The sequence below is a fragment of the Bacillus cereus group sp. RP37 genome (genome assembly GCF_040459695.1).
Lineage (GTDB): Bacteria > Bacillota > Bacilli > Bacillales > Bacillaceae_G > Bacillus_A.
This window is the reverse complement of the sequence record NZ_JARVHP010000001.1, coordinates 3,487,928-3,512,707: the sequence shown is the minus strand read 5'-3', so window position 1 is coordinate 3,512,707 and position 24,780 is coordinate 3,487,928. Positions and strand designations below refer to the sequence as shown.

Here is a 24,780-nt window from a genome sequence, read left to right as displayed (position 1 = left end):
CATAGACAGTGAAAAATGGGTAGTGGAATGTGTATTTTCGTCAAATTAGAACACGATTTTTGAAGTTAAATCTTACAAATTGTCAAATCTTTTAAAAGTGATAGGTAGTATCAAAAATAGTTTTCTAAAAATATTATACTATTGATAAAAAAAGTATTTTTTGTCATGATAAGAGTATGCTTCATGGCAGGAACTTTACTAGGAAATACATTCTTTGCATTGTATTAGATTAATAGAGTTTTTAAAAGTGGATAGAAAATATATATTAAGATAATGAATGAAATGTCGAATTTTCAATGAAATACATAAAAGAATTGAAAAAAGCATTGCAAAAACAATAAGTTTAATGGTAAAGTTCACATGAAGTTCACACGGAATTCACTTCATTCGTTTAAAATGAACTCTGTGTGAAAAATAAAACTCTTGTTAAAAAATGGAACTTGATGAATATTTTACTTTGATAATATTGTAAAGTATTAAGTTTATAATTTTTTTTTAAGAGGATAGTAGGGAAAGGAAGTAAAGACAACTTATGAAAAAAGTAATTGCAGGTTTAGCAGCAGCTTCTGTAGTAGGTGTTGCAGTTCCAGGAATGGATTCTGCTCATGCACAAGTTTCAAACGAAGCGCTAAAAGAAATTAATGGACAAACTCAAACTCAAACTCAAACGACTGTAACTGAAACAAAAACTGTAGAAACAAAATCCGACTTAAAATACACAGTAACCGCTGATGTATTAAATGTTCGTTCAGGTGCTGGTACAGGACATAACGTGATTTCTAAAGTGAAATCAGGTCAAGTACTACAAGTAATTGGACAAGAAAACGGTTGGTTCAAAGTAACTGTAAACGGCCAAACTGGTTATGTAAGTGGTGACTTCGTAACGACTGGTGGTAAAACAGGAACTACTGTTCAACAAGGAACAGGTACTTACACAGTAAACGTTTCTTCACTTAACGTACGTACAGGCCCAAGTACATCTCATACAGTATTAGGTTCTGTAAATAAAGGTAAAACAGTACAAGTTGTAGGTGAAGTACAAGATTGGTTTAAAATCAACTTCAATGGTGGAACTGGATACGTAAGCAAAGACTTCGTAACAAAAGGTGGTTCTGCTGTATCTAACCAAACACAACAACCAACTACAAACAACAATACTACTACAGTTCAAACTGGTGGTTCTTATGTTGTTAACACTGGTGCTTTAAAAGTACGTACAGGCCCAGCTACATACAACGCTGTAATCGGTGGCGTAACACAAGGTAAAGTATTAAACGTTACTGGCGCTGAAAATGGTTGGTACAAAATTAACCATAATGGCCGCACAGGTTACGTAAGTGCAGACTTCGTTAAGTTTGTAAAAGGCGGAGTAAACAACGTTACGAATAACAATAACGTTACAAATAACGTTCAACAACCAGGTAAAGACGTACAAAAACCATCAACAGGTGGAGATACATCTTCAATCGCTGGATTCGCTAGATCTTTAAATGGTTCACCATACAGAACTGCTGGTACAACACCTGCTGGTTTTGACTGCAGTGGATTCATTCACTACGTATTAAATCAAACTGGTCATAAAGGCGCTCGTCAAACAGTTGCTGGATACTGGAGCTCTAAAACAAAAACTAGCAATCCACAACCAGGTGATTTAGTATACTTCCAAAATACTTATAAATCAGGTCCTTCTCACATGGGTGTTTACTTAGGAAACGGTCAGTTCATTAGTGCAGAAACTGATGCAACTGGTGTACGTATTAGTTCTGTAAACAACTCTTACTGGAGCAAGCACATGTTAGGTTACACAAAAGCATACTAAGAAAAAGTAGTTTTATATACTTTTCGTATAGAGAAAAGGCTTTCCAGGGAAACTTGGGAAGCCTTTTTATAGTTGAATAGATTGGGAATGTCGTAGTTTTTACTGTAATTTCCCATTCAAAAATCGGGCGTATAGGTCATGAAAGTAGTTGGGACGAAATAGGTTTGCTGCATGTCCTGCTAACGGTATTTCTTTATATAAAACGTTAGGAAGAATGGACTTTAAATCAAAAAGACAAGATTTATAGAGATGATCATGTTCACCCATTACCCATAATATAGGGTGGGGAAGTGATTTTAATTTCGATTTTAAATCGAATTCTAAACGATGTCGTAATGATTGCGCAATAATTGATGAATGTAATTGTAATCCGAAACGGTAATAAATATTTCTAGAAATGACAGCGAATGGATTAGCCTTCAGTATGCCACTTGGAAAAATGGTATTTGCGTATTGAGAGAGCCATTTAGAGTATTCGTCTCCGCGCTTCTCCCAAAATTTTTGAAATACGTTATATAAAAGGGATGGATTATTATAATGTCCACCAATATGACAAATGCTTACTACTTTTTCTGGGTGCATTTGTGCAAAGATTGTAGAAATATAACAGCCATAACTTAGAGCGCAAATATGAGCTTTTTGAATACCTTCTTTTTCATATAAGTTCAATAGTTGATCTACGAGGCGCTGTAATGAAAATTCGATAGCTTCTCCTTTATCATCGCCGTGACCTAATAAGTCATAAGTAATAATGTTGTAAGCGGCGGAAAATCGTTTATGCTCTTTTTTGAAGGCACGACGATTGCCAACTAAGCCGTGAATAAAAATGATTGTTTCCTTTTCGGAATGTATATTTGTTTGCAAAAAGGATACTCCTTTCAATAACGGGAGATTTATACAGTATTGTAAATTGGTTATCTATAATCCACATAGAATAATATTAAGTACCAGGTAATAATATCAGATGTTTATATCTGTTGTAAAGATGCGTTGACATGTATATTTTGTAAAAACAGAAAAAGTGTGTTTACATTCAGTTTACATTTGTATTGTATTCTATTTTTAGAAAGAACAGTTTGGTTTAACACGAGGAGATGAACATAAATGGAAGTTAGAGATGAGATGAAGAAAGAAGGGAGCTGGAGGCAGTTTTTACGCCTTATTCAAGATACAAATCCTCCAAAAGGGATTCTTGCTTTTGCGTTATTAATGAGTTTGCTTTCTACGGGAGCGAGTTTATTTATTCCAATGTTAACGAAAGGGCTAGTAGATAATTTTTCACTTTCGTCAATTAGTACAGGACAAATTGTTGGGCTAGTTGCCTTCTTTATTATGCAAACTATAGCGGCAGGATTGTCTATATATTTATTAAATTATATAGGACAGAAGATTGTAGCTGGATTGAGAGAACGTTTGTGGAAAAAGGTGCTTATTTTACCGGTAACTTATTATGATCAAAATAGAACAGGGGATACAATTAGCCGTATGACAAATGATACAGGAGTTGTGAAAACATTAATTTCTGAGCATTTGTCAAACTTATTAACAGGCGGTATTTCAATTGTCGGTTCATTAATTGTATTATTTGTTTTAGATTGGAAAATGACACTTTTACTTTTAACGGTTATTCCATTATCAGTACTCATTTTAGTTCCACTTGGACGAAAAATGTATAAGATTTCAAAAGCACTTCAAGATGAAACGGCTTCTTTTACTAGTGTATTAACACAAGTGTTATCAGAAATTCGTTTGGTGAAATCTTCAAATACAGAAAAAAGAGAATATGAAACTGGAAATAAAGGTATCGAAAAGTTATTACAATTTGGTTTGAAAGAAGGAAAAGTGCAAGCGTTAATTTCACCAGTTATGTCGTTTGTTTTAATGGCATTGCTTGTTATTATCGTAGGGTATGGTGGAATGCGTGTTTCTAGCGGTGCATTAACAACAGGGGAACTAGTAGCGTTTATTTTATATTTAGTTCAAATTATAATGCCAATGAGTCAATTATCTATGTTCTTTACACAATTCCAAAAGGCAATTGGTGCAACGGAAAGAATTAATACAATTTTAGAATATGAAGTAGAAGATCATGAAACTGGTGTGAAGGTTACAAATGCTAAGCAGCCAATCGTACTTGAAAATATACATTTCGAGTATAACGAAGAAGAGCAAGTTTTAAAGAATATTGATTTCACAATTGAATCAGGAAAAGTAACAGCAATCGTAGGACCAAGTGGTAGCGGGAAAACGACGTTATTCTCACTATTAGAACGTTTTTACGAGCCAACTAGCGGTGCTATTAAATTAGGGAAAGACTCAATTACGAGTTATTCATTGCAATCATGGCGACGTCAAATTGGTTACGTTTCACAAGATAGTCCGCTAATTGATGGAACGATTCGTGATAATATTTGTTACGGTGTAGAGGGTGAAGTGACAGATGAAGAAATTGAAAAAGTAGCAGCGATGGCATATGTTGATGCATTTATTCATGACTTACCAAATGGATATGCAACAGAAGTTGGAGAACGTGGTGTGAAGCTTTCTGGAGGACAAAGACAGCGAATTGCGATTGCTCGGGCGTTACTTCGAAATCCACAAATTCTTATGTTAGATGAAGCAACTTCCAGTCTAGATAGTAAATCAGAGTCTGTTGTTCAAAAGGCTTTAAATAACTTAATGAAAGGCAGAACAACGTTAGTTATTGCACATAGACTTTCTACTGTTGTAGATGCAGATAAAATCATTTTTATTGAAAAAGGGAATCTTACAGGAAGCGGTACACATGATGAATTATTACAGACGCATGATATGTATCGTGAATTTGCAACGCAACAATTGAAAATTAAAGAGGGCGCATTATAAAATGAATAATCAGTGGGGAGTGTACTCCGCTGATTATTTATTTGTAAAAACTGTATAAAGGATGCTAAGTAGAAAGGAAATGGTTCCTTTGATACCTAAAATTTTAATCGTAGACGACGACCCGCACATTAGAGAACTTGTTTCTGTTTTTTTAGAGCGGGAAGGTTTTCAAACATTAGAGGCGATTGATGGACTAGATACACTTCGAAAAATAGACGAAGTGAAAGTCGATATGGTTATTCTTGATATCATGATGCCGAATATGGATGGATTTGATGCATGTTTTGAATTAAGAAAATACTATGATATCCCGATTTTGATGCTAACTGCTAAAGGGGAAACGTCTCAAAAAGTAAAAGGATTTCACCTTGGAACGGATGATTATCTTGTAAAACCATTTGATCCTATAGAACTAGTAGTGAGAGTTAAGGCGTTATTGAAACGTTACCAAATTACAGTGTCGCAATCGATTCAAATTGGGAATGTACTGTTAAATCGTAAAACATTTGAAGTTACAGCTGGAGAACAAACGGTTACGTTACCGTTAAAAGAATTCGAATTGCTCTTTACTTTAGGTTCTAAAGCAGGGAGAACTTGTTCAAGAGAGCAATTAATTGAAGATGTATGGGGATATGATTTTGAAGGGAATGAACGTACATTAGATGTTCATATTAATCGGTTACGAGAGAAGTTCCAAGAAGAGAAGTCGAAATTTAGTATTAAAACAATAAGAGGATTAGGGTATCGTTTAGAGGTAAGTAGATGAGAAAAAGAAAACGAATGAGTAAGTTGAAGATGCTGAAAGTAATGGGAGCGGTAATAGCACTTTTTTCTTTTCTCACTATAATTTGGTCTATAGCCTTTTATGTATCATCAAGTGTAATGAATGCTCTTGAAATACAAGTATCGCCTTTTGTTACTTTTCTAATTAGTGATATGGTCGGCTTTATATTTATTGTTCTTATTTGGGTATTAATCGGGGTATTAATGAGACCAAAGCGAGAGGCAATGATTTGGACTATTATTGAACCGATACAAAAAATTGCAAAAGGGGACTTCTCCGTAAAAATAAGGAATGAAGAGAAATATGATGGAGAAATTGGTGTGCTCGTAAAAAGTATAAATGATATGACAGATGAACTGAATGCGATGGAGAAAATGCGCCAGGAATTTGTATCGAATGTTTCTCATGAAATACAGTCACCATTAACTTCTATAAAAGGATTTGCTAGAGCATTACAAGATAACAATCTTTCCGAGGAAAAAAGAAAGCATTACCTTACTATTATTGAAACGGAAACAACGAGATTATCTAAACTAAGTCAAAATTTACTGAAACTCACCCTATTAGAGTCGGAAGAGTATACGCCAGAAAGAATGACTTATCGATTAGATCAACAGTTAAAGCAAATTGTGTTAAATAGTGAACCGCTCTGGGCTGAAAAAGAAATTGAGTTAGAACTTAATTTAGAGAAAGTACACATTACTGCTGATCAAGAAAGTATGAGTCAAGTTTGGATTAATTTAATTCATAATAGTATTAAATTTACTCCAAGTGGTGGCACAATTACAATCCAGTTAAAAGAATATGAGAAAGTAGTGGAAGTGTTTATTCGCGATTCGGGAATTGGTATATCCAAAGAACAGAAGCAGCATATTTTTGAACGTTTTTATAAAGCGGACACTTCACGAAATCGTACGTATGGAGGGAGTGGCTTAGGGTTGGCCATCGTAAAAAAAGTACTCGATCTTCATCAAGGAGAAATAAAAGTCGAGAGTGAGGAAGGGAATGGGACGGAATTTATTGTGTGTATTCCTAAATATAAAGAGAAATAGTGTTAGGAGGATATCTTCTAACACTATTTCTCTTTATACATACATTTACCATTGCTGCAGCTATATTGATAAGCTTTTCCTTCGCTATTCATACGATATGAGTAATCAGATTCTTTATCTTTCTTAAAGTCAACGTATGCTTCTGCACCGTTTTTATCATCATCTATATCAATGAATTGAACGCTTCGTATAGAATAATCCTTTTTTTCACTTAAACCTCTTTCTTGTAAGTTTGTATGAATACCTTTTATTAATTGGTCGAACAGTGACCAATTTAAATTAAGATGCTCAAATGATTCAGTATGTCTTCCTAAAATGCCATTGTCTTGTATTATTTTATTATTATTATCGTATGTATAAGAGTATGTAAAATAGGGTTCGTCTTTATATACTACCTCTGCATAATAGCCGATATTATAAATGGGAGTATATTTTCCAGTTATGCTTTGTATTTCTTCTTGCTTATAGTTTTTTATAGTATGGAGATAATTGCTAGTATCTTTTTCTATTACTTTATAATTTAGTGGATTACCAAATATAAAGTACATCGCAAAAAATATGATACATAGTCCGACTGCAGTTAGTGACAAGAACCATTTTTTTCTCTTCATACACATACACTCCCCTATGCTGGATTTATTTTTATTTTACATGAATAATGATAAAAATATGAGACTTATAAATAAAAAAGTTTCTATCATGCCTTTCGAGAGGACTCCCACCTCTAAACGTAAGTGAAGGTGGTGAGGTGAATCGAAAGAAATATTTTATTTTCAAGAAAAACAGAAACATACGTTCTATTTTTGCTGTAATATCCTTAACAAGGAGGTGAATAAAATGGCAAAAGAAAATCCATCAAACTATAAAACTCTTCAAATCTGGATTAAAAAAGGGCATCGTATGTATTCTTATTTTCAAGAATGTTGTCATAACGCTAAGAACATGTACAACACCACAAACTTTTATATACGCCAGGTGTACACTGGATTAACACAAGAAAAAGAGTTGCAGCCTTTGCAAAAAGAAGTTCTGGCTAATATTCATAAAAATATTGGTAAGATGAATGACACACAACTTCTTGCCTATCAGAAGAAATTGGAAAAAGAGAAATTAAAGCCTAAAGAAGAACAGAAAGAGATTACATGTAATTTGTTTTCAGAACCTAATTTTGAAAAACCTTATGTAGATTACAACTTTCTAGATGCACTATTTAAGGCTATGATTCAAAATGATTATCGAACTTTGCCTACGCAATGTAGCCAGTCAATCATGAAAGGTTTGTTCCAAAATTGGAAATCTTTTTTTGCTAGTTTAAAAGACTATAAAAAGAATCCAAACAAATATGCTGGAACGCCTAGGATTCCAAAGTATATTCGTTCTTCTGAAAAAGAGATTCTGTATACAAACCAAGATTGCATCATTAAAAACGGTAGATTTTTAAAGTTTCCAAAGACGAAATTGCAATTAAATATTGGGAAACTAGGTTTCACTGAAGGTAAACTGAAACAAGTTCGTGTGATTCCAAAATACAATGAATATGTAGTGGAATTGGTAATTGATGTTCCTTCTGAACAACAAATGATTGAAGAGAATGCACGTTATATGAGTATTGATTTAGGGATTGATAACCTTGCAACCATCGTAACAAACACAGGTATGAAACCTGTCCTTGTTAAGGGCAAACATGTCAAAAGCATAAATCAATATTACAACAAAATGAAGAGTCATTTTACAAGCATTCTTAGAAATGGGAAACAAACTAATGAAGGACCTTTTACTTCTAAAAGGATAGAAAAACTTCATCAAAAACGTTACTTGAAAATAAAAGACGTCTTCCATAAAGTTAGTCACCATATCGTAAAACTAGCTCAAGAAGAAGAAGTTTGTAAAATCGTTATTGGTCAAAACAAAAGTTGGAAACAAGAAACGAATATGGGAAAAAGAAATAACCAATCGTTTTGTCATATCCCACATAGTTTATTGATTCAAATGATTACATACAAAGCAAATGCTGTAGGCATTCAAGTTGTTGTAACTGAAGAATCATATACATCGAAAGCAAGTTTTCTGGATAACGACTTCATTCCAACGTATGGAGAAAATGACCAAAATACAACTTTTTCAGGAAAACGAATAAAGCGCGGCATATATCGTTCAGCAAATAAAACTTTAATTCATGCAGATGTAAATGCTGCGGCTAACATTTTACGAAAAGTAATCCAAAATGCATGGACAAATGGGATAGAGGGGTTAGGCGTGAAACAGCTCGCTAATGTGTTAACTCCCCTGACGTTAATCGTCCGTTAGGTCAAAACGTTAGAAACCCCCACTTCAAGCTTTGCTAAGTGGGGGAGTGTTCATAGTTACCTACAAGTAACCTACGCACATGAAAGTGCATCATTGCCTTTTTACATAAATATAGTTACACTTTTAATATAATAATAAACAACTGAGACGATTAAGGAGTGTTATACTTGGCAGAATTATTACAAGGTAAAAATGCTTTAATTACAGGCGCAGGTAGAGGTATTGGTCGTGCTGTAGCAATTGCATTAGCCAAAGAAGGCGTAAACGTAGGTCTTTTAGCTCGTTCAGAAGAAAACTTAAAAGCTGTAGCGAAAGAAGTAGAAGCAGAAGGCGTAAAAGCTGTTATTGCGACTGCTGATGTTTCTTCATATGAAGAAGTGACTACTGCGATTGAGACATTAAAAAACGGTTTAGGCTCTATCGATATTTTAATTAATAACGCTGGTATTTCTAAATTTGGTAAGTTTTTAGAATTAGACGTTGCTGATTGGGAAAAAATCATTCAAGTAAACTTAATGGGTGTATACTATGCAACTCGTGCAGCTTTACCAAGCATGATTGAACAACAATCTGGTGATATCATTAACATTTCATCTACAGCAGGACAAAAAGGTGCACCTGTAACAAGTGCATATAGTGCTTCTAAATTTGGTGTTCTTGGCTTAACAGAATCGTTAGCGATGGAAGTTCGTAAACATAATATTCGTGTAACAGCTTTAACACCAAGTACAGTAGCAACTGATATGGCTGTAGATTTAGGATTAACTGATGGAAATCCAGATAAAGTAATGCAAGCAGAAGATATTGCAGAGTTTATCGTAGCGCAGCTGAAATTAAATAAACGTACATTTATTAAATCAGCTGGACTTTGGTCTACTAATCCGTAAGGGATAAATGTATAAACAAAAGAAGGGACATCTATTCTGTAATGGAGGAGATGTCCTTTCTTTATTTTTGTATATGAGACAAAATTTTCGGTATAATCGAAAGTGAATGGTAAAAAAGTATTGAGAAATTGAAGGGGATGGTATTTACATGAGTACGATTGAGAAATGGACGGCTGTTGATCAGTATGTGAGTGATGTATTAATACCGAGAGATTCTACATTAGAAGAAGCTCTTCAAGCAAATGCTGCAGCTAATTTGCCGGCACATGATGTATCGCCAACGCAAGGTAAGTTTTTAAAACTATTAGTACAAATTCAAGGAGCGCGTAACATTTTAGAAATTGGTACGCTAGGCGGATATAGTACGATATGGCTTGCGAGGGGGTTGCTATCTGGGGGCCGAGTTGTTACATTGGAAGCAAATGAAAAACATGCAGAAATTGCACGTAACAATATTGAGCGTGCCAATTTGAATGATAAAATTGAAGTACGAGTAGGATTAGCTTTAGATTCTTTACGACAAATCAAAAATGAGAATTATGAACCATTTGATTTTATTTTCATAGACGCTGATAAACAAAATAACCCTACCTATTTTGAATGGGCACTGAAACTATCACGCCCTGGTACTATAATTATTGGGGATAACGTAGTACGTGAAGGAGAAGTTATTGACAATACGAGTAAAGATCCTCGCGTACAAGGGATACGTCGCTTCTATGAATTAATAGCTGCAGAGCCACGTGTAAGTGCTACTGCGCTTCAAACTGTAGGAAGTAAAGGGTACGATGGGTTTGTAATGGCAGTCGTAAAAGAGTGATACGGTTCGAAAGTCTATTACACTTATAGTAGAGTTTAGGGGGAGTGAGAGATAATGAATGAAGCAGCACAACAATACTGGGCGGAGTATTGGAAAGATGCTGAGATACCAAAATCGGTGAGTGCATGGAAATTTGGTGATACCCCAAATCGTCTTGCTAAGCAAGTAGTTGACGGAACGAAAACGACAACTTGCTCTGCATATCTCTTCTATGAATTAAAGAATATACCGTTACCAACTACAGAGGACTACTCTGTTATTTTGGATCACGATGAAAATCCGGTAGCAATTGTAAAAACGATTGAAGTAACAATAGTACCTATGAATGAAATTACAGAAGAGTTTGCAATTGCTGAAGGGGATGAAAGCTATAAAAATTGGAAGGAGATTCATGAAAGATATTTCAGAAGTAAATTGAATGAAGTGGGTCATGATTTTTCTGATGATATATTGCTTGTATGTGAACGATTTAGAAGAATAGATATAAAAAAATAGGAGGAGAGAAAATGAAAAAGATGTTTCAAAAATTATAACATGTATCGTGTACAACACAGTTAGCTCGTGGACCTCCAACATACATAACAATATAAGTTTGTATAAAAATTGGAGGTTAGGAATAGATGAGAACTGAAAAAGAAATGCTAGACTTAATTATAAATACAGCAAAAGAGGATGAAAGAATTCGAGCAGTTATCATGAATGGATCACGTGTAAATCCAAATGTGAAAAGAGATTGTTTTCAAGATTATGATATTATTTATGTGGTAAGAGATATACAATCTTTTACGTCTAATCATAATTGGATTCATAGATTTGGAGAATTAATGATTGTACAAATGCCGGAGGAAATGTCGTTACTTCCAGCAGACGAAGACGGGAAATTTCCGTATTTAATGCAGTTTATGGATGGGAACCGAATCGATTTAACGTTAGTTCCAGTTGATTTGATAGATACATTCGTTGGGCAAGATAGTTTAAGTAAACGTCTTCTTGATAAAGATGATTGTATGGATGAATTTCCACCAGCAAGCGATAGGGATTACTTAATAAAAAAGCCTACTGAAAAAGAGTTTTTGGATTGCTGTAATGAATTTTGGTGGTGTAGTACGAATGTGGCAAAAGGGTTATGGAGAGAGGAACTTTCTTATGCGAAAGGAATGCTTGATGGTCCGGTGCGAGATATGTTTATCGTAATGCTAGAATGGCATATTGGTATGAAAACAGAATTTACAGTTAATGCAGGGAAGTTTGGAAAGCATTTTGAGCAATATATTGAAAAAGATATGTGGGAGCAATTTAAAAGGACCTATTCGAATGCTGAATATGAAAACATATGGGAGTCATTTTTTGTAATGGGAGATATGTTTAGGAAAGTTGCGAACGAATTTGCTAACGCTTATGGATATCAATATCCGCAAGTTGATGATGACAGAGTGACAAGTTATTTAAAACATGTGAGAACATTACTGAGAGATAGTAAAGTAATTTATTAGTTTTAATGAGTAATAAGACTGTCCTAATTAAGGACAGTCTTATTTTTGTTTATGAATAAGAATTTCTCTAACAAAGTGCAGATGAATCACATATGAAATTTTAGGGAGGTTTTTATCATGTATTATTTTTATTCGCCAGAAATGTTTGCTCCATATCAATGGGGACTAGAACGAGATGTTTCGTATGCTTATATGCCATATCATTCATTTTATTATGGAGACAATATAAGCTCATTGCCGTACGTATATATCCCTCAAAACTATGAAGTACAAATGAAAGAAGATCGTGGATCGTGGACACCATTTTCGTGGGTCGAAAAATATGCTTATGCATTTTCAGGACCGTACAATAAAGCGGAAGTTGCTCTTACATTTGATGATGGACCAGATTTAGAATTTACGCCGAAAATTTTAGATAAGTTAAAACAACATAATGTAAAAGCGACTTTTTTCCTGCTCGGTGAAAATGCAGAAAAGTTTCCGAATGTAGTAAAGCGTATTGCGAATGAAGGGCATGTAATTGGTAATCATACGTACAGCCATCCAAATTTAGCGAAAGTAAATGATGCTGAGTATCGTAATCAAATTATAAAAACAGAAGAAATATTAAATCGTTTAGCTGGTTATGCACCGAAGTTTATACGTCCGCCGTACGGTGAAATACTTGAAAATCAATTGAAGTGGGCGACAGAGCAAAATTTTATGATTGTACAGTGGAGTGTTGATACGGTTGATTGGAAAGGAGTAAGCGCTGATACGATTACAAATAATGTGTTAGGGAATTCATTTCCAGGTAGTGTCATACTGCAGCATTCCACTCCAGGCGGGCATTTGCAAGGATCTGTAGAGGCGCTAGACAAAATTATTCCGCAGTTAAAAACGAAAGGGGCACGCTTTGTAACGCTACCAAGTATGTTCCAAACATCGAAAGAGAGAAAATAAAGTGAAATGTAAATCAGTCGGGTTTTGTCAATCATCCACTGATTATTAGCCATCGCCAAGCAAATAGCAGGATAAAGAATAGGACACCCATCTTATTTAAGCCGGGTGTCCGTTTTTTATAAACTATTATCTTTTAGCAATTCTTTTCCTTGTTCAACAACAAATTCGTAATATTGAAGGTCATAAGGGTAAATATCTTCAAAAGTTATCATTATCGGTTTATTGTTTAAAACAGAAATAGCCGTTAAAGATGAAATCTCTCTTTTTAATAGTTGTAAAAAAGAAGTTGCATGTATTTTCATCACATCGTCTACTTCTTCACCTGGTGCAAATGGTAGTGGTTGTATTACTTTATGAAAATACATATGACAAAATTCACGATCAGTAAGGTTTGAAATTTCATAATCTATTTTAAATATTCCTTTGTATGCTAAATCAGTAGTTTGAAAGGAAAGCCCTAATTCTTCTTCAATTTCACGAAGACCGCCCATGTCTACTTCTTCATCATGCATAATATGTCCAGCTGAGGTAATATCCCATATATTCGGAGCTTCTTTTTTATTTTTAGAGCGTAATTGGAAATATAAAAACATATCTTCAGCATCTTTTTCTACAAACCAGCAATGAAATGTTTCGTGCCAATCACCGTCACGATGTACTTCATCACGTAATTTCTTCCCAAGTATATTTTTTTCAGTATCAAATATTGTTAACCACTCTGTCATTTTAATTCCCCTTTCTGCAAATTTTATTATACAATATTTGTATTGAATTTTGGGAAAATAAAGAAAAAGGAGTGATTATACGTGGGGATAGAGAGTAAGGAAATAAAGTCGATTATTTCAACAGAGGAAGAATTACGGGAAATATTGGGGCAACCAAGTGAGCGAGCGTTAAAGAAAGTTATTTCATCACTAGACCACCATTGCGTAGATTTTTTGTCTAAATCTCCTTTTCTAGTATTATCTACTGCAAATAAATTAGGAGAGTGTGATGCTTCGCCGAGAGGAGACGCACCTGGATTTGTATACGTATTAAATAATAATAAAATTATCATTCCAGAAAGACCAGGCAACCGTCGTATAGATTCCATTTTGAATATTATTTCAAATCCGCACGTAGGGTTACTCTTTTTGATCCCTGGTCTTGGGGAGACACTCCGAATAAACGGCCGAGCATTCATTACAAACGAGGAAGAAATTTTGCAAGAAATGCAGGCAAATGGACGCAATCCGTTACTTGGAATTGTTGTTGAAATAGAGGAATGCTATATTCATTGCGCGAAAGCTTTTATTCGTTCAAAAATGTGGGATTCAGAGTCATGGCTAAATAAAAAGGAGTTACCTTCAGCAGCAAAAATGTTGCTGGAGCATGCAAAAGTGAATGCTTCAGAAGAAGATGTTGCACGTTCTTTAGAAGAAAGTTATACGAAAAGATTGTATTAAAAAACTTTGTTAATATAGTTTCGGAAGATGGATATCTACGCGTTTTAGAATGGTATATTTATATATGAACCGTTGATTTATAAACTAGAAAAATAACAAAATAGGTAAATCGAGTGGCAATTGCAAAATGTTATTGTGAAATATAATAAAAAATGATTTTGAAAATAGTTAGTAAAAATAGGCTTGCTTTTTAAAAAGTTGGTAACTATAATAAGTTAACAAATAGACATGAACGAAAAAGTAACGATAAGGACACGGAATCATTTTTACGGTTTACAGAGAGGGAAGCCAAGGGTGTGAGCTTCCTAACACGAGAAATGATTTTACCACCTTTGAACTTCAATAGTGAACGAGCAATCTAGTAATTATTGACGGTATCAGCCGTTATCTGAACTTGAGCAATCTAGTGGGAAATCAGTCTAGATTGGAACAAGGGTGGAACCACGAAAACACATTCGTCCCTTTCCTAGGGATGAGTGTGTTTTTTTATGGAATTAAGGATTGAAAATTTAAAATAATTTAAAAATAGTATTGATTTTGTTTTTTATGCGAGTATAATGAGTTAACAAATAAACATGAACGAAAAAGTAACGATAAGGACAAGAAATCATTTTTACGGTTTACAGAGAGGGAAGCCAAGGGTGTGAGCTTCCTAACACGAGAAATGATTTTACCACCTTTGAACTTCAATAGTGAACGAGTAATCTAGTAATTATTGACGGTATCAGCCGTTATCTGAACTTGAGCAATCTAGGAGGGAATACGTCTAGATTGGAACAAGGGTGGAACCACGAAAACACATTCGTCCCTTTCCTAGGGATGAGTGTGTTTTTTTATTACTTTGAAAGGAGGTGCTGTAACATGAAACGATTCGTACGTACGGAAATAACCACCACCTGCATGACCCAAAAGCAGAGTAAGGTGATTTATAGGTGTAACAATTAAACTTTTAGGAGGAGATTAGAAAATGAATAATGTTATTAATGTTGGAGTGTTAGGTTTAGGTACGGTCGGAAGTGGTGTTGTCCATATTTTGAAAGAGCATTATAAAAAAATTGCACTTGATACAGGGTATGAAGTGAAGGTAAAGACAGTCGTTGTACGTGACTTAGAAAAAGAACGTGATGTTTGCATTGATGGAATCGTAGTAACAAGTCATGTCGATGAAGTTCTAAATGATTCAAATATTGATATTGTAGTAGAGGTAATGGGCGGAATTGAAGAGGCAAAACAGCATATTGTTAAGGCTTTACGAAATAAGAAACATGTCGTAACAGCAAATAAAGATTTAATGGCTGTATACGGTGCAGAGCTTCTTCAACTGGCGAACGATAATGATTGTGATTTATGTTATGAAGCAAGTGTAGCGGGTGGTATTCCGGTGTTAAGAGGATTAACAGACGGATTAGCTTCAGATCAAATTGAAAAAATAATGGGAATTGTAAATGGTACAACAAATTATATGTTAACAAAGATGAGTCAAAATGGCTGGTCGTATGAAGAGGCTTTACAGGAAGCGCAAAAATTAGGTTTTGCAGAATCGGATCCAACAGCGGATGTAGATGGACTAGATGCAGCGAGAAAGGTAGCTATTCTTGCAAACTTAGGTTTTTCAATGAATGTTTCTTTAGATGATGTGCAAGTAAGAGGGATTCGAAAGGTCGAAAAAGAAGATTTACAAATGGCTGAAAAGTTAGGGTTTACTATGAAATTAATTGGGAAAGCAGAGAAACAAGGATCAGCCATTCATTTAAGTGTAGAACCGACTCTTTTACCAAATCATCATCCATTATCGAATGTCAATAATGAATTTAATGCAGTATATGTTCATGGTCAAGCAGTAGGAGAAGTAATGTTTTACGGACCTGGAGCTGGGAAATTGCCGACTGGTTCTGCTGTAGTAAGTGATATTATTTCAATCGTTAAAAATATGAATCAAGTTCAGAAAAATAAAAGTGTGTTAAAAGAACCAGAGCCATACGAGTTACAAGGGGATGAAGAAGTCGTTTCGAAGTATTTCTTACGTATTTCATTACGAGATGAACCTGGGATGTTGCAAAAAATAACAGAATGTTTCGTTAATTATTCTGTAAGTTTAAAAGAAGTTATTCAATTACCTTTAAATCGTGAACTTGCAGAAGTCGTTGTTGTGACACATCAAACTTCAAAATATCAATTTGAACGAGTAATAGGAGCGATAGAAGATGTCGCGAGTGAAATAAACAGTTATTACATTATTGAGGAGGAAAAACAATATGTATAAAGGACTATTAAAACAATATGCTTCTTATTTACCGGTAAATGAAAACACACCTGATGTGAGCTTAATGGAAGGAAACACACCTCTTATTCCGTTATTAAATATATCAAAACAATTAGGGATTCAGTTATACGGTAAGTACGAAGGAGCGAATCCAACAGGTTCTTTTAAAGACCGTGGTATGGTAATGGCAGTTGCAAAGGCGAAAGAAGAAGGTTCGGAGGCAATTATTTGTGCATCTACAGGTAATACATCAGCATCGGCCGCAGCATATGCGGCACGCCTCGGAATGAAATGTATTATCGTAATCCCAGAAGGGAAAATTGCACATGGAAAATTAGCTCAAGCAGTCGCCTATGGTGCTGAAATCATTTCAATAGAAGGGAATTTTGATGATGCACTTAAGGCTGTAAGAAATATTGCTGCGGAAGAGCCAATTACATTAGTTAATTCAGTAAATCCTTACCGAATTGAAGGGCAAAAAACAGCAGCGTTTGAAATTTGTGACCAGTTACAAAGTGCACCAGATGTTTTAGCGATTCCTGTTGGGAATGCTGGAAATATTACAGCATACTGGAAAGGTTTCTGTGAATATGAGAAAGAAAAAGGCTATAAGAAGCCAAGAATTCACGGATTTGAAGCGGAAGGAGCAGCAGCAATCGTAAAAGGACATATCATTGAAGAACCTGAAACAATTGCAACAGCGATTCGCATCGGTAACCCCGCAAGTTGGTCGTATGCGGTAGAGGCTGCCGAACAGTCTCAAGGTGAAATAGATATGGTATCAGATGAAGAAATATTACATGCGTATAGATTATTAGCAAAAACTGAAGGGGTTTTCGCTGAGCCAGGATCAAATGCTTCATTAGCAGGCGTAATTAAACATGTTCAATCTGGAAAAATCAAAAAAGGAGAAACAGTTGTTGCAGTTTTAACTGGAAACGGCTTGAAAGATCCTGATATCGCAATCTCTTCTAATACATTAGACATTGCAAGTGTTTCAAATAATATAGAACAAATTAAAGAGCATATTAAAGGGGTGATTATGTCGTGATACCATTAAGTATTCGTGTTCCTGCTAGTACAGCGAATGTTGGACCTGGATTTGATTCAGTAGGAATAGCTTTGTCATTGTATTTAAATGTAGTAGTAAAAGAGAAAGCTGATAAATGGCAAGTAATCCATTCCTTTGAAGAGTCGATTCCGACAGACGATAAAAATTTAATCGTTAGCACGGCATGTAAAGTAAGTCCTTCTTTATCACCTTATATAATAGAAGTTACTAGTAATATCCCACTAACAAGAGGGCTAGGAAGTAGTGCTTCAGCAATTGTAGCAGGGATAGAGCTTGCGAATCAACTTGGTAATTTGAACTTAACAGCTGATCAAAAGGTTCAAATTGCTACAAATTTTGAAGGACATCCAGACAATGTTGCTGCTTCCATTCTAGGGGGAACTGTAATCGGGGCACTTGATGGAAAGAATGTTTCGGTTGTAAGAATTGAAAGTAAGGAATTAGGGGTAATTTCTCTTATCCCAAATGAAGAGCTAAATACAGATGAAAGCCGATCTGTATTACCAGATATGTTTCCGTTTCATGAAGCAGTTAAGGCTAGTGCGATAAGTAATGTATTAGTAGCTGCATTTTGTCAAAAGAAGTGGAAAGTTGTAGGTGAAATGATGGAAAGAGATCATTTTCACGAGCCGTATCGTTTAGAACTTGTACCGTTATTACCATCTATTCGTAAATGTGCAAAAGAGTTTGGAGCATACGGTACAGCGCTTAGCGGTGCAGGCCCATCTATTTTTATACTAACGCCATATGATAAACGTCAAGAAATTGCTAAGCAATTAGCGAGAGTATTTACGTCTATGAAAGTGTGTGAGCTAGAAATTGATCATAGAGGGATTACTGTAAATAAGAAAGAACATATTGGATTATAAAGAAAGCTAGCATCGCTAGCTTTCTTTACGTTGTAAATATCTTTTCAGTTGGCATATAAAAGAAGAGTAATAATGTATAATTTAGTAAAGCGTGTATTAATTTTGGAGGTGATTGTATGAAGAAAGAGTCACCAGAAGAAAAAAGAGAACGCATAAGGAAAAGTGAATTGAAAAATAATCCTACCGGTTCTTTAAAAGATGGACTCAACAGAGCTGAAACAGGTAGTCCAGTTGATATGGCGGGTGGTATGAATTGGAAAGGTACAGCGCTAGTAATTTTAGTGCTAGTTTTAGGATATATTATATACACTTATTTTTTTAGTTAAGAAATGCATGTAAAAGTTTTGAATTATTTGCTTTTATAAGTAGTGAGGATGAAAAAACACGATATTGTACTACATATATTTTAAGCAGGTTATAGTAGTCCATATACACTTATTTTTAAGACTCAAAATAGAGCTAGCGTTATGCTGGCTTTATTTTTTTGCCACATTCCTGTAACAAAGCCCCTGTATATTCAGTGGTGGAGGTGCAGAAGATGAAAAAAATGATAGCAATATGTCTTCTTACAACGATGTCATTTTCGACTTTAGTCGGGTGTGATGTAAAAGGTAGCAATGCTGTACAAGAGTCTAAAATAAAGAAAGCGACGTATAAAGAGTTCACTTACGATGTAAATCCAGAGACTTTCACGTTAACTGTAGAACATGATGGCGTAAAGGAACTGGCGTCACAGCCCTTGCCGAAAATGAAGGTGTCGAATGTAAAAAAAGATAAGGATCGTACATCTTGGGAATATCCAGATCAAAAAGTAAAAGTGAATCTAGAGAAGAAAAAAGATCACTTAAATATTGAAGTGGAATCGACTGGTGCAGAAAGCTTTACGTGGCCGAAAGTACAAGCTGAAAATTATACACTTCCGTTATGGGAAGGGAAGCAAATTCCGAGTAATGATGAAAAATGGAAGAAGTTTTTAAAGGATGATGCATATTCATTTGCTGAATCATTTTCTATGAAATTTTTCGCGTTAAATGGTTCGAAATATTCGATTGTATATATTGCGAACAATATATTTAATAATGAATTGAAATTTCATTCGGATCCGAAAATAGGATTTGAGTTTATACATGAATTCCCGCGTATAAATAAAAATAAAACATATGGATTTCAAGTATATGTGACAAATAATGATGTAGTAAGTATTGCTAAACTATATAAAGACAATATCGCTCGAAAAGGTGAATTTAAAACATTACAAGAAAAGGCTAGAAAAAATAAAGAGATAGAAAAGCTTTACGGCGCAGCTCATTTTTATTTTTGGAATCAAAATGGCTTATCAGAAAGTAATGTAAATTGGCCGAAGATAAGAGAGCAAATAAATAGTCCTGTGTTTAGTCATATAAAAGAGCTTATTCAAAAGAATAGTTCGGAGTCTGGAGAACTGATTGTATTTGATCAAGTAAGTAAACAAGATTTCATTGATAAGTACCAAAAAAATGTTATTTTGCGTTATGTAAATGAAGTATTATCAATGAAGGAGTTGTATAAAGAAGATATTTTCCCGAAAGTTGATCAGAAGGCTAGTGAGTTATTAAACAAAGGTGTAGATCATTTATCAAAGATGGAGTTATATAACTTAAATAAGCATGTATTAAAGTCAGTGCTCGGTGATGCGGTTGAAGAAGTAAGTAAATGGGGTAAGGCAGATGGAACGGATATTATAAAGGAAATGAAAGCGGCAGGAATAGACAATGCATGGATTGGATTGCCGAACTGGGAGCAAGGGTATATGCAGCCTGATTTCGTGACAGAAGCTAAGAAAATGGGATATTTAGTTGGTCCGTATGATTCTTACCATTCTATTCACGAAAAAGCTGATAAAAATTGGAATACAGCTTCTTTTACTGATCCATCGTTATATGAAGAGGCAACTGTGACGAAGAAAAATGGAGAAAAGGTGCAAGGGTTTTTAGGTAGAGGGCGAAAATTAAATCCAATTTTATCTCTTCCTAGTGTAAAAGAACGAATGAACGATATATTACAAAATGGACCTAAATACAATTCATGGTTTATTGATTGTGATGCAACAGGTGAAATTTATGATGACTATTCGGCCAAACATATAACGACACAAGAACAAGATTTAAAAGCAAGGTTACAACGAATGGATTATATTGCGCAAGAAAAAGGTATGGTAGTTGGTTCTGAAGGAGGAAATGATTTTGCAAGTAGCACGATTGCATTTGCTCACGGCATTGAAACGCCAGTTATTAAATGGGACGATGAAGATATGAGGAAAAACAAAACCAGTCCGTATTATGTGGGTGGATATTGGTCGCCGAATCAAAATGTTCCAGAAAAATATGCGAAACAAGTACCGTTAAAAGAAGAGTATAAACAAGTATATTTAAATCCTGTATATTCAGTACCATTATATAAATTAGTATACAATGATGCTGTAATTACAACGCACCACTGGGAATGGGGAAGTTTGAAAGTAAAAGATGAGGTTGGAAACCGTATGTTATACGAATTGTTGTATAACGTTCCTCCGTTGTACCATTTAGATGAAGTAGAATGGAATAAGCATAAACAAGAAATTACACAGCATCTGAAAGTTTGGAATGAAGTTCATGCAAAGGCAGTAAAAGAAGAAATGACGAACTTTGCATATTTGTCAGAAGATAAATTAGTCCAATCTGCTTCATATGGAAAAGATATTAAAATTATTGTGAATTTCTCAAATGAAGAGATAGAAATAGATAAGACGAAACTAAAAGCAAAATCCGCTTTCATTTATAATGATGGGAAGAAAACAATGTATACACCGCTTGAGAAATAATAATATGAAATTTATTATTGCATTACTAATTTTGCTCTTTATTCTTGCTGATTTTTTTAGGTGGAAATCGAACGATTCGAAATGAATGAATTTATAAATCTTTAATTTCAGATATTGCGAAGTGTTAAATATTTGAAGTTGGAAAATAGTGACTTGCCAAAAATAAGCACGAGAGTATAATGTGAAATGGGATATATGTTGGATTTATGAAGTAACCTTACAAAATTGTAAGGTAATTGAAAGGAAATTCAATATGAAGATTACTAGACATACATTATACTAGGGAAAGTGAAAGAGAGGCGAATGGATATGAGCTCTGAATTAGAACAAAATACGAGAAGTAGTAAAAAACGTTCTAAAAGAAAATCAATAAAATGGTTCATTATAATTCCATTTTTCTTACTTGTTTTTGGAGGAGTAGGATATGGGTCGTTAATATATAATAAAGCAAAAGCAGTGGTAAGTGATGCATATGCACAAATTGATAAGTCATCGAAGCGTGATAAAGAAGTTGAACCTTTAAAAGATAACATCTCTATTTTAATTATGGGTGTAGACGGTAGTGAAATGCGAAAAAGTCAATATGGTGAAGCCGTTCGAACAGATGCACTTTTATTAGCAACAATTAATAAAGATGATAAATCAGTTAAATTAGTAAGTATTCCGCGTGATTCACGTGTTTATATTCCATCTAGAAAGAAATTAGATAAAATTACACATGCACACGTATTTGGTGGTGTTGAAAGTACACGAGATACGGTGGAAAGGTTCTTAAATGTTCCTGTTGATTATTATGTGAAGTTTAACTTTGAATCATTCGTACAAATTGTCGATTCACTTGGTGGTATTGATATTGATGTACCAGTTACTTTCACAGAACAAGATAGTAAAGACCAAGCGGGTATGATTCATTTAGAAAAAGGCTTCCAACATTTAAATGGAGAACAAGCACTTGCACTTGCAAGAACGCGTAAAATTGATAGTGACGCAATGCGTGGACAAAGACAACAACTTGTAATAGAAGCAATTGCAAAAAAAGCGATGTCTGTCCAATCAATTAGCAAAATGGGTTCTTTACTTGATGCGGTTGATAAAAATATGAAAACGAACTTAACTTTCGATGATATGCTTGCGATTACAAAAAATATGGCAGGATCTAATTTAGAAATGGAAAAAATGCAAATAGAAGGTACGGATAAACGTATCGGAGGTATTTATTATTACATTCCAAACGAAAAAAATGTAAAAGATATTTCAAAAAAATTAAATGAGCATTTAGGTGTAACACCAAAACCAGTTCGAAATGAATAATAAAAAAAAGATTGGCCTTTGCCAATCTTTTTTTATCCCTTTTGGAAAGAAGACTCCATCTGATTTGTGTTACGGGTGAAACCCAACAATTCAGGTGGAGATGAATTGCCGTCAAAAGGTAGGTTGAACTCTTTTGTTTCGTTCATAACAATTTTTCAGGGCGAATGTTTGTTTCTTTTGTCTTACGATATAATCTGTCGTATATAAGGAGGGTATATATTGTAAGACAACGAAATTGGATAATAATCATCATTTGGTTACTTGAGTGAAAAATAATTTTAATGAACTCTCTAAGAAAGGTGGTGAAAACAATGGCTAGAAAGAAAGCAGTGAAAGTATTACGTAAACAAAAGAAAAGAGAAACTATGCAACGTTTCACGCAGAAACAAAATATCGGACGAGCTTGCCTGACTGCAAAAGAATTCCGCTTACTGCAACGCATGTCACATAGTTCAAAAGCATTGCGAAATGTTGGGTTGTACACGATTAAACAAAGTTATTTGAATAATAATAAAACGGCTACTGTAAAAGAAGTGGACACTGCTATGCAAGCCGATATGAATTACTGGGGCATGCAATCAAACTCTGTTCAAGCAATTCGTAGAGCCTTATATGCAGAAGTAAAGAGCTTTTTTAAAGCGTTGGAAAAGTGGAAGGGAAATCCTGAGAAGTTCACAGGACGTCCTAAGTTTCCGAATTATTCTCGTTCAACTGACAAACGAATTATTGAAATCTATCAAGTTCCAAAAGTGGATAATAACGGGTATTGGATAATTCCGATGAATGTTGCATTCAGAAAAAAATTCGGTTCCATTAAAATACGTATGCCTAAAAATGTAAGAAATAAAAAAATCTCCTACATTGAGATTGTACCGAAGCAAAAAGGTCGGTTCTTTGAGGTGCATTACACATATGAAATGCACGTTTCTCAAATGAAGAAACAATCCACGACTACGAGTAACGCTTTGAGTTGCGATTTAGGTGTAGACAGATTAGTAAGTTGCGTGACAAATACAGGTGATACATTCTTAATTGATGGAAAAAAACTAAAATCCATTAACCATTACTTCAACAAAATGATACGTAATCTACAACAGAAAAATGTGGACAATGGAATTTCAAAACGTATTGTAACGAATAAAATGGCTGCACTTTGGCATAAACGGGAAAGGCAAATAAACGGTTACATTTCACAAACTGTAGGTCTGTTGTTCAAAAAAGTGAAAGCATTGGGTATAGATACGGTTGTCGTAGGATATAACGCTCGTTGGAAACAAAAATCTGATATGGGAAAAAAGAATAATCAAACATTTGTTCAAATCCCATTTCATAAACTGCTTGCAGCAATTGAGAATAAATGTGTAAAAGAAGGCATCCGATTTTTGAAACAAGAAGAAAGCTATACTTCAAAAGCCAGTTTCCTAGACAAAGATCCGGTTCCAGTTTGGTCTAAGGAAGATAGGGCGCATTATCGCTTTAGTGGCAAACGAATCACTCGTGGTCTGTACCAAAGTAAAGCAGGAACATGTATCCACGCTGATATGAATGGTGCGTTGAATACATTGCAAAAATCAAGAGTGGTACAATTGGATGAAACTCTTAAAGTAAAAACGCCGATTCTATTAGAAGTGCAAAAACGTAAGGCTGTTGCTTCGAGCATAGCTTAGTGGGTGCGTCAACCATCCATGTGTACTCGACTTGTCGGGGCTTGTAGCACACGCCGGATTCATCTGAGTGGTGGCTTCTTCCATAAGGAAGAATTGCTCTTTTTCGAAAGGGTGGTGCAAGTGGGAAAACAATAGTTTGTTGCCAGTACCAACCAAAAACATACTTGGGGTGTTACCGTAAGGTGGCATGAATGCTAGAGCGTCAACTGTCTAGCGATAGACGAAAAGACCTAGCGTTCTAACTCAAGCCCCCACTGAAACGTTTCATCTCAGTGGGGATAGTTGACCGGAATGGATTTGTAACTTTTCTGTAACGATTTTTTATTTTAGAAAAATTATACT

21 protein-coding genes and 2 other annotated features are annotated in these 24,780 nt (G+C 34.7%); of the genes, 18 read left to right on the top strand and 3 right to left on the bottom strand.

What is annotated here, in order from left to right; translation table 11 throughout:
• The first annotated feature begins 532 nt into the window (after positions 1-532).
• Positions 533-1,819 (top strand): enterotoxin EntFM, encoded by a 1,287-nt coding sequence (gene entFM / locus QCI44_RS18600; RefSeq protein WP_098486458.1) that lies wholly within the window; start codon positions 533-535, stop codon positions 1,817-1,819.
• Positions 1,820-1,918: 99 nt separating this feature from the next.
• Here the strand turns inward: entFM and QCI44_RS18595 are convergent, their stop codons facing one another.
• Complete coding sequence (locus tag QCI44_RS18595) at positions 1,919-2,683, bottom strand: alpha/beta fold hydrolase (protein ID WP_016088304.1); 765 nt, start codon at positions 2,681-2,683, stop codon at positions 1,919-1,921.
• A 240-nt stretch (positions 2,684-2,923) separates the two neighbouring features.
• Between QCI44_RS18595 and QCI44_RS18590 the strand changes: the two genes are divergently transcribed.
• The 3 genes from QCI44_RS18590 (at position 2,924) to hitS (ending at position 6,520) form a co-directional block, all read left to right on the top strand.
• Entirely contained in the window at positions 2,924-4,684 is a 1,761-nt protein-coding gene (locus QCI44_RS18590; RefSeq protein ID WP_353811393.1) for an ABC transporter ATP-binding protein, read from the top strand.
• Positions 4,685-4,772: 88 nt separating this feature from the next.
• Positions 4,773-5,450, top strand: a complete 678-nt coding sequence (gene hitR / locus QCI44_RS18585) for an envelope stress response regulator transcription factor HitR (protein ID WP_353811392.1) — start codon at positions 4,773-4,775, stop codon at positions 5,448-5,450.
• Complete coding sequence (gene hitS / locus QCI44_RS18580) at positions 5,447-6,520, top strand: envelope stress sensor histidine kinase HitS (protein ID WP_016088301.1); 1,074 nt, start codon at positions 5,447-5,449, stop codon at positions 6,518-6,520. Before hitR ends, hitS begins: the two co-directional genes overlap by 4 nt.
• 23 nt (positions 6,521-6,543) lie before the next feature.
• Here the strand turns inward: hitS and QCI44_RS18575 are convergent, their stop codons facing one another.
• Entirely contained in the window at positions 6,544-7,137 is a 594-nt protein-coding gene (locus tag QCI44_RS18575) for a DUF3139 domain-containing protein (protein ID WP_080120050.1), read from the bottom strand.
• A gap of 220 nt (positions 7,138-7,357) precedes the next feature.
• Between QCI44_RS18575 and QCI44_RS18570 the strand changes: the two genes are divergently transcribed.
• The 6 genes from QCI44_RS18570 (at position 7,358) to QCI44_RS18545 (ending at position 12,969) form a co-directional block, all read left to right on the top strand.
• Positions 7,358-8,827, top strand: coding sequence for an RNA-guided endonuclease InsQ/TnpB family protein (locus QCI44_RS18570; RefSeq protein ID WP_353811391.1), 1,470 nt, complete (start codon positions 7,358-7,360; stop codon positions 8,825-8,827).
• A gap of 167 nt (positions 8,828-8,994) precedes the next feature.
• Positions 8,995-9,714, top strand: a complete 720-nt coding sequence (locus QCI44_RS18565; protein WP_000818985.1) for a 3-ketoacyl-ACP reductase — start codon at positions 8,995-8,997, stop codon at positions 9,712-9,714.
• 148 nt (positions 9,715-9,862) lie between these two features.
• The gene (locus tag QCI44_RS18560; RefSeq protein WP_016134189.1) at positions 9,863-10,534 is read left to right on the top strand and encodes an O-methyltransferase; all 672 of its coding nucleotides are present in this window, start codon (positions 9,863-9,865) and stop codon (positions 10,532-10,534) included.
• A gap of 54 nt (positions 10,535-10,588) precedes the next feature.
• Entirely contained in the window at positions 10,589-11,029 is a 441-nt protein-coding gene (locus QCI44_RS18555; RefSeq protein ID WP_016134190.1) for an ASCH domain-containing protein, read from the top strand.
• Positions 11,030-11,154: 125 nt separating this feature from the next.
• The gene (locus tag QCI44_RS18550; RefSeq protein WP_016134191.1) at positions 11,155-12,027 is read left to right on the top strand and encodes an aminoglycoside 6-adenylyltransferase; all 873 of its coding nucleotides are present in this window, start codon (positions 11,155-11,157) and stop codon (positions 12,025-12,027) included.
• A gap of 117 nt (positions 12,028-12,144) precedes the next feature.
• Complete coding sequence (locus QCI44_RS18545) at positions 12,145-12,969, top strand: peptidoglycan-N-acetylglucosamine deacetylase (protein ID WP_016134192.1); 825 nt, start codon at positions 12,145-12,147, stop codon at positions 12,967-12,969.
• A gap of 116 nt (positions 12,970-13,085) precedes the next feature.
• On the opposite strand, the gene QCI44_RS18540 is transcribed toward QCI44_RS18545, so the two are convergent.
• Entirely contained in the window at positions 13,086-13,694 is a 609-nt protein-coding gene (locus tag QCI44_RS18540) for an NUDIX hydrolase (protein ID WP_016088295.1), read from the bottom strand.
• Between the two features lie 81 nt (positions 13,695-13,775).
• Here QCI44_RS18540 and QCI44_RS18535 point away from each other — a divergent pair, with 81 nt between their 5' ends.
• The 8 genes from QCI44_RS18535 (at position 13,776) to QCI44_RS18500 (ending at position 24,438) form a co-directional block, all read left to right on the top strand.
• Complete coding sequence (locus QCI44_RS18535) at positions 13,776-14,414, top strand: pyridoxamine 5'-phosphate oxidase family protein (protein WP_016088294.1); 639 nt, start codon at positions 13,776-13,778, stop codon at positions 14,412-14,414.
• A 234-nt stretch (positions 14,415-14,648) separates the two neighbouring features.
• Positions 14,649-14,880: a binding site (T-box leader), on the top strand.
• Between the two features lie 115 nt (positions 14,881-14,995).
• Positions 14,996-15,227, top strand: a binding site (T-box leader).
• Positions 15,228-15,381: 154 nt separating this feature from the next.
• Positions 15,382-16,677 carry a homoserine dehydrogenase gene (locus QCI44_RS18530; protein WP_016134193.1) on the top strand — a complete coding sequence of 432 codons (1,296 nt, stop codon included), beginning with the start codon at positions 15,382-15,384 and terminating at the stop codon, positions 16,675-16,677.
• Positions 16,670-17,728 carry a threonine synthase gene (thrC, locus tag QCI44_RS18525; RefSeq protein WP_016134194.1) on the top strand — a complete coding sequence of 353 codons (1,059 nt, stop codon included), beginning with the start codon at positions 16,670-16,672 and terminating at the stop codon, positions 17,726-17,728. The genes QCI44_RS18530 and thrC overlap by 8 nt, the downstream gene beginning before the upstream one ends.
• Positions 17,725-18,618 (top strand): homoserine kinase, encoded by an 894-nt coding sequence (gene thrB / locus QCI44_RS18520; protein WP_016088291.1) that lies wholly within the window; start codon positions 17,725-17,727, stop codon positions 18,616-18,618. Before thrC ends, thrB begins: the two co-directional genes overlap by 4 nt.
• Positions 18,619-18,734: 116 nt before the next feature.
• Positions 18,735-18,944, top strand: coding sequence for a DUF6366 family protein (locus QCI44_RS18515; protein WP_016134195.1), 210 nt, complete (start codon positions 18,735-18,737; stop codon positions 18,942-18,944).
• Between the two features lie 212 nt (positions 18,945-19,156).
• Entirely contained in the window at positions 19,157-21,460 is a 2,304-nt protein-coding gene (locus QCI44_RS18510; RefSeq protein ID WP_016134196.1) for a glycoside hydrolase, read from the top strand.
• Positions 21,461-21,769: 309 nt separating this feature from the next.
• A complete protein-coding gene (locus QCI44_RS18505; RefSeq protein ID WP_016088288.1) occupies positions 21,770-22,771 on the top strand; it encodes an LCP family protein in 1,002 nt (333 codons plus the stop codon).
• A gap of 311 nt (positions 22,772-23,082) precedes the next feature.
• Positions 23,083-24,438: an RNA-guided endonuclease TnpB family protein gene (locus tag QCI44_RS18500; RefSeq protein ID WP_098486445.1), complete on the top strand. Its 1,356-nt coding sequence runs from the start codon at positions 23,083-23,085 to the stop codon at positions 24,436-24,438.
• Positions 24,439-24,780 lie beyond the last annotated feature (342 nt).

Excerpts from the sequence above, each read along its gene's own strand:
- QCI44_RS18510 (WP_016134196.1), top strand. The coding sequence starts at position 19,157 with ATGAAAAAAATGATAGCAATATGTCTTCTTACAACGATGTCATTTTCG.
- entFM (WP_098486458.1), top strand. The coding sequence starts at position 533 with ATGAAAAAAGTAATTGCAGGTTTAGCAGCAGCTTCTGTAGTAGGTGTT.
- QCI44_RS18590 (WP_353811393.1), top strand. The coding sequence starts at position 2,924 with ATGGAAGTTAGAGATGAGATGAAGAAAGAAGGGAGCTGGAGGCAGTTT.
- QCI44_RS18500 (WP_098486445.1), top strand. The coding sequence starts at position 23,083 with ATGGCTAGAAAGAAAGCAGTGAAAGTATTACGTAAACAAAAGAAAAGA.
- thrC (WP_016134194.1), top strand. The coding sequence starts at position 16,670 with ATGTATAAAGGACTATTAAAACAATATGCTTCTTATTTACCGGTAAAT.
- QCI44_RS18550 (WP_016134191.1), top strand. The coding sequence starts at position 11,155 with ATGAGAACTGAAAAAGAAATGCTAGACTTAATTATAAATACAGCAAAA.
- QCI44_RS18575 (WP_080120050.1), bottom strand. The coding sequence starts at position 7,137 with ATGTGTATGAAGAGAAAAAAATGGTTCTTGTCACTAACTGCAGTCGGA.
- QCI44_RS18505 (WP_016088288.1), top strand. The coding sequence starts at position 21,770 with ATGAGCTCTGAATTAGAACAAAATACGAGAAGTAGTAAAAAACGTTCT.
- QCI44_RS18515 (WP_016134195.1), top strand. The coding sequence starts at position 18,735 with ATGAAGAAAGAGTCACCAGAAGAAAAAAGAGAACGCATAAGGAAAAGT.
- QCI44_RS18560 (WP_016134189.1), top strand. The coding sequence starts at position 9,863 with ATGAGTACGATTGAGAAATGGACGGCTGTTGATCAGTATGTGAGTGAT.
- QCI44_RS18530 (WP_016134193.1), top strand. The coding sequence starts at position 15,382 with ATGAATAATGTTATTAATGTTGGAGTGTTAGGTTTAGGTACGGTCGGA.
- hitS (WP_016088301.1), top strand. The coding sequence starts at position 5,447 with ATGAGAAAAAGAAAACGAATGAGTAAGTTGAAGATGCTGAAAGTAATG.
- QCI44_RS18540 (WP_016088295.1), bottom strand. The coding sequence starts at position 13,694 with ATGACAGAGTGGTTAACAATATTTGATACTGAAAAAAATATACTTGGG.
- QCI44_RS18570 (WP_353811391.1), top strand. The coding sequence starts at position 7,358 with ATGGCAAAAGAAAATCCATCAAACTATAAAACTCTTCAAATCTGGATT.
- QCI44_RS18555 (WP_016134190.1), top strand. The coding sequence starts at position 10,589 with ATGAATGAAGCAGCACAACAATACTGGGCGGAGTATTGGAAAGATGCT.
- QCI44_RS18545 (WP_016134192.1), top strand. The coding sequence starts at position 12,145 with ATGTATTATTTTTATTCGCCAGAAATGTTTGCTCCATATCAATGGGGA.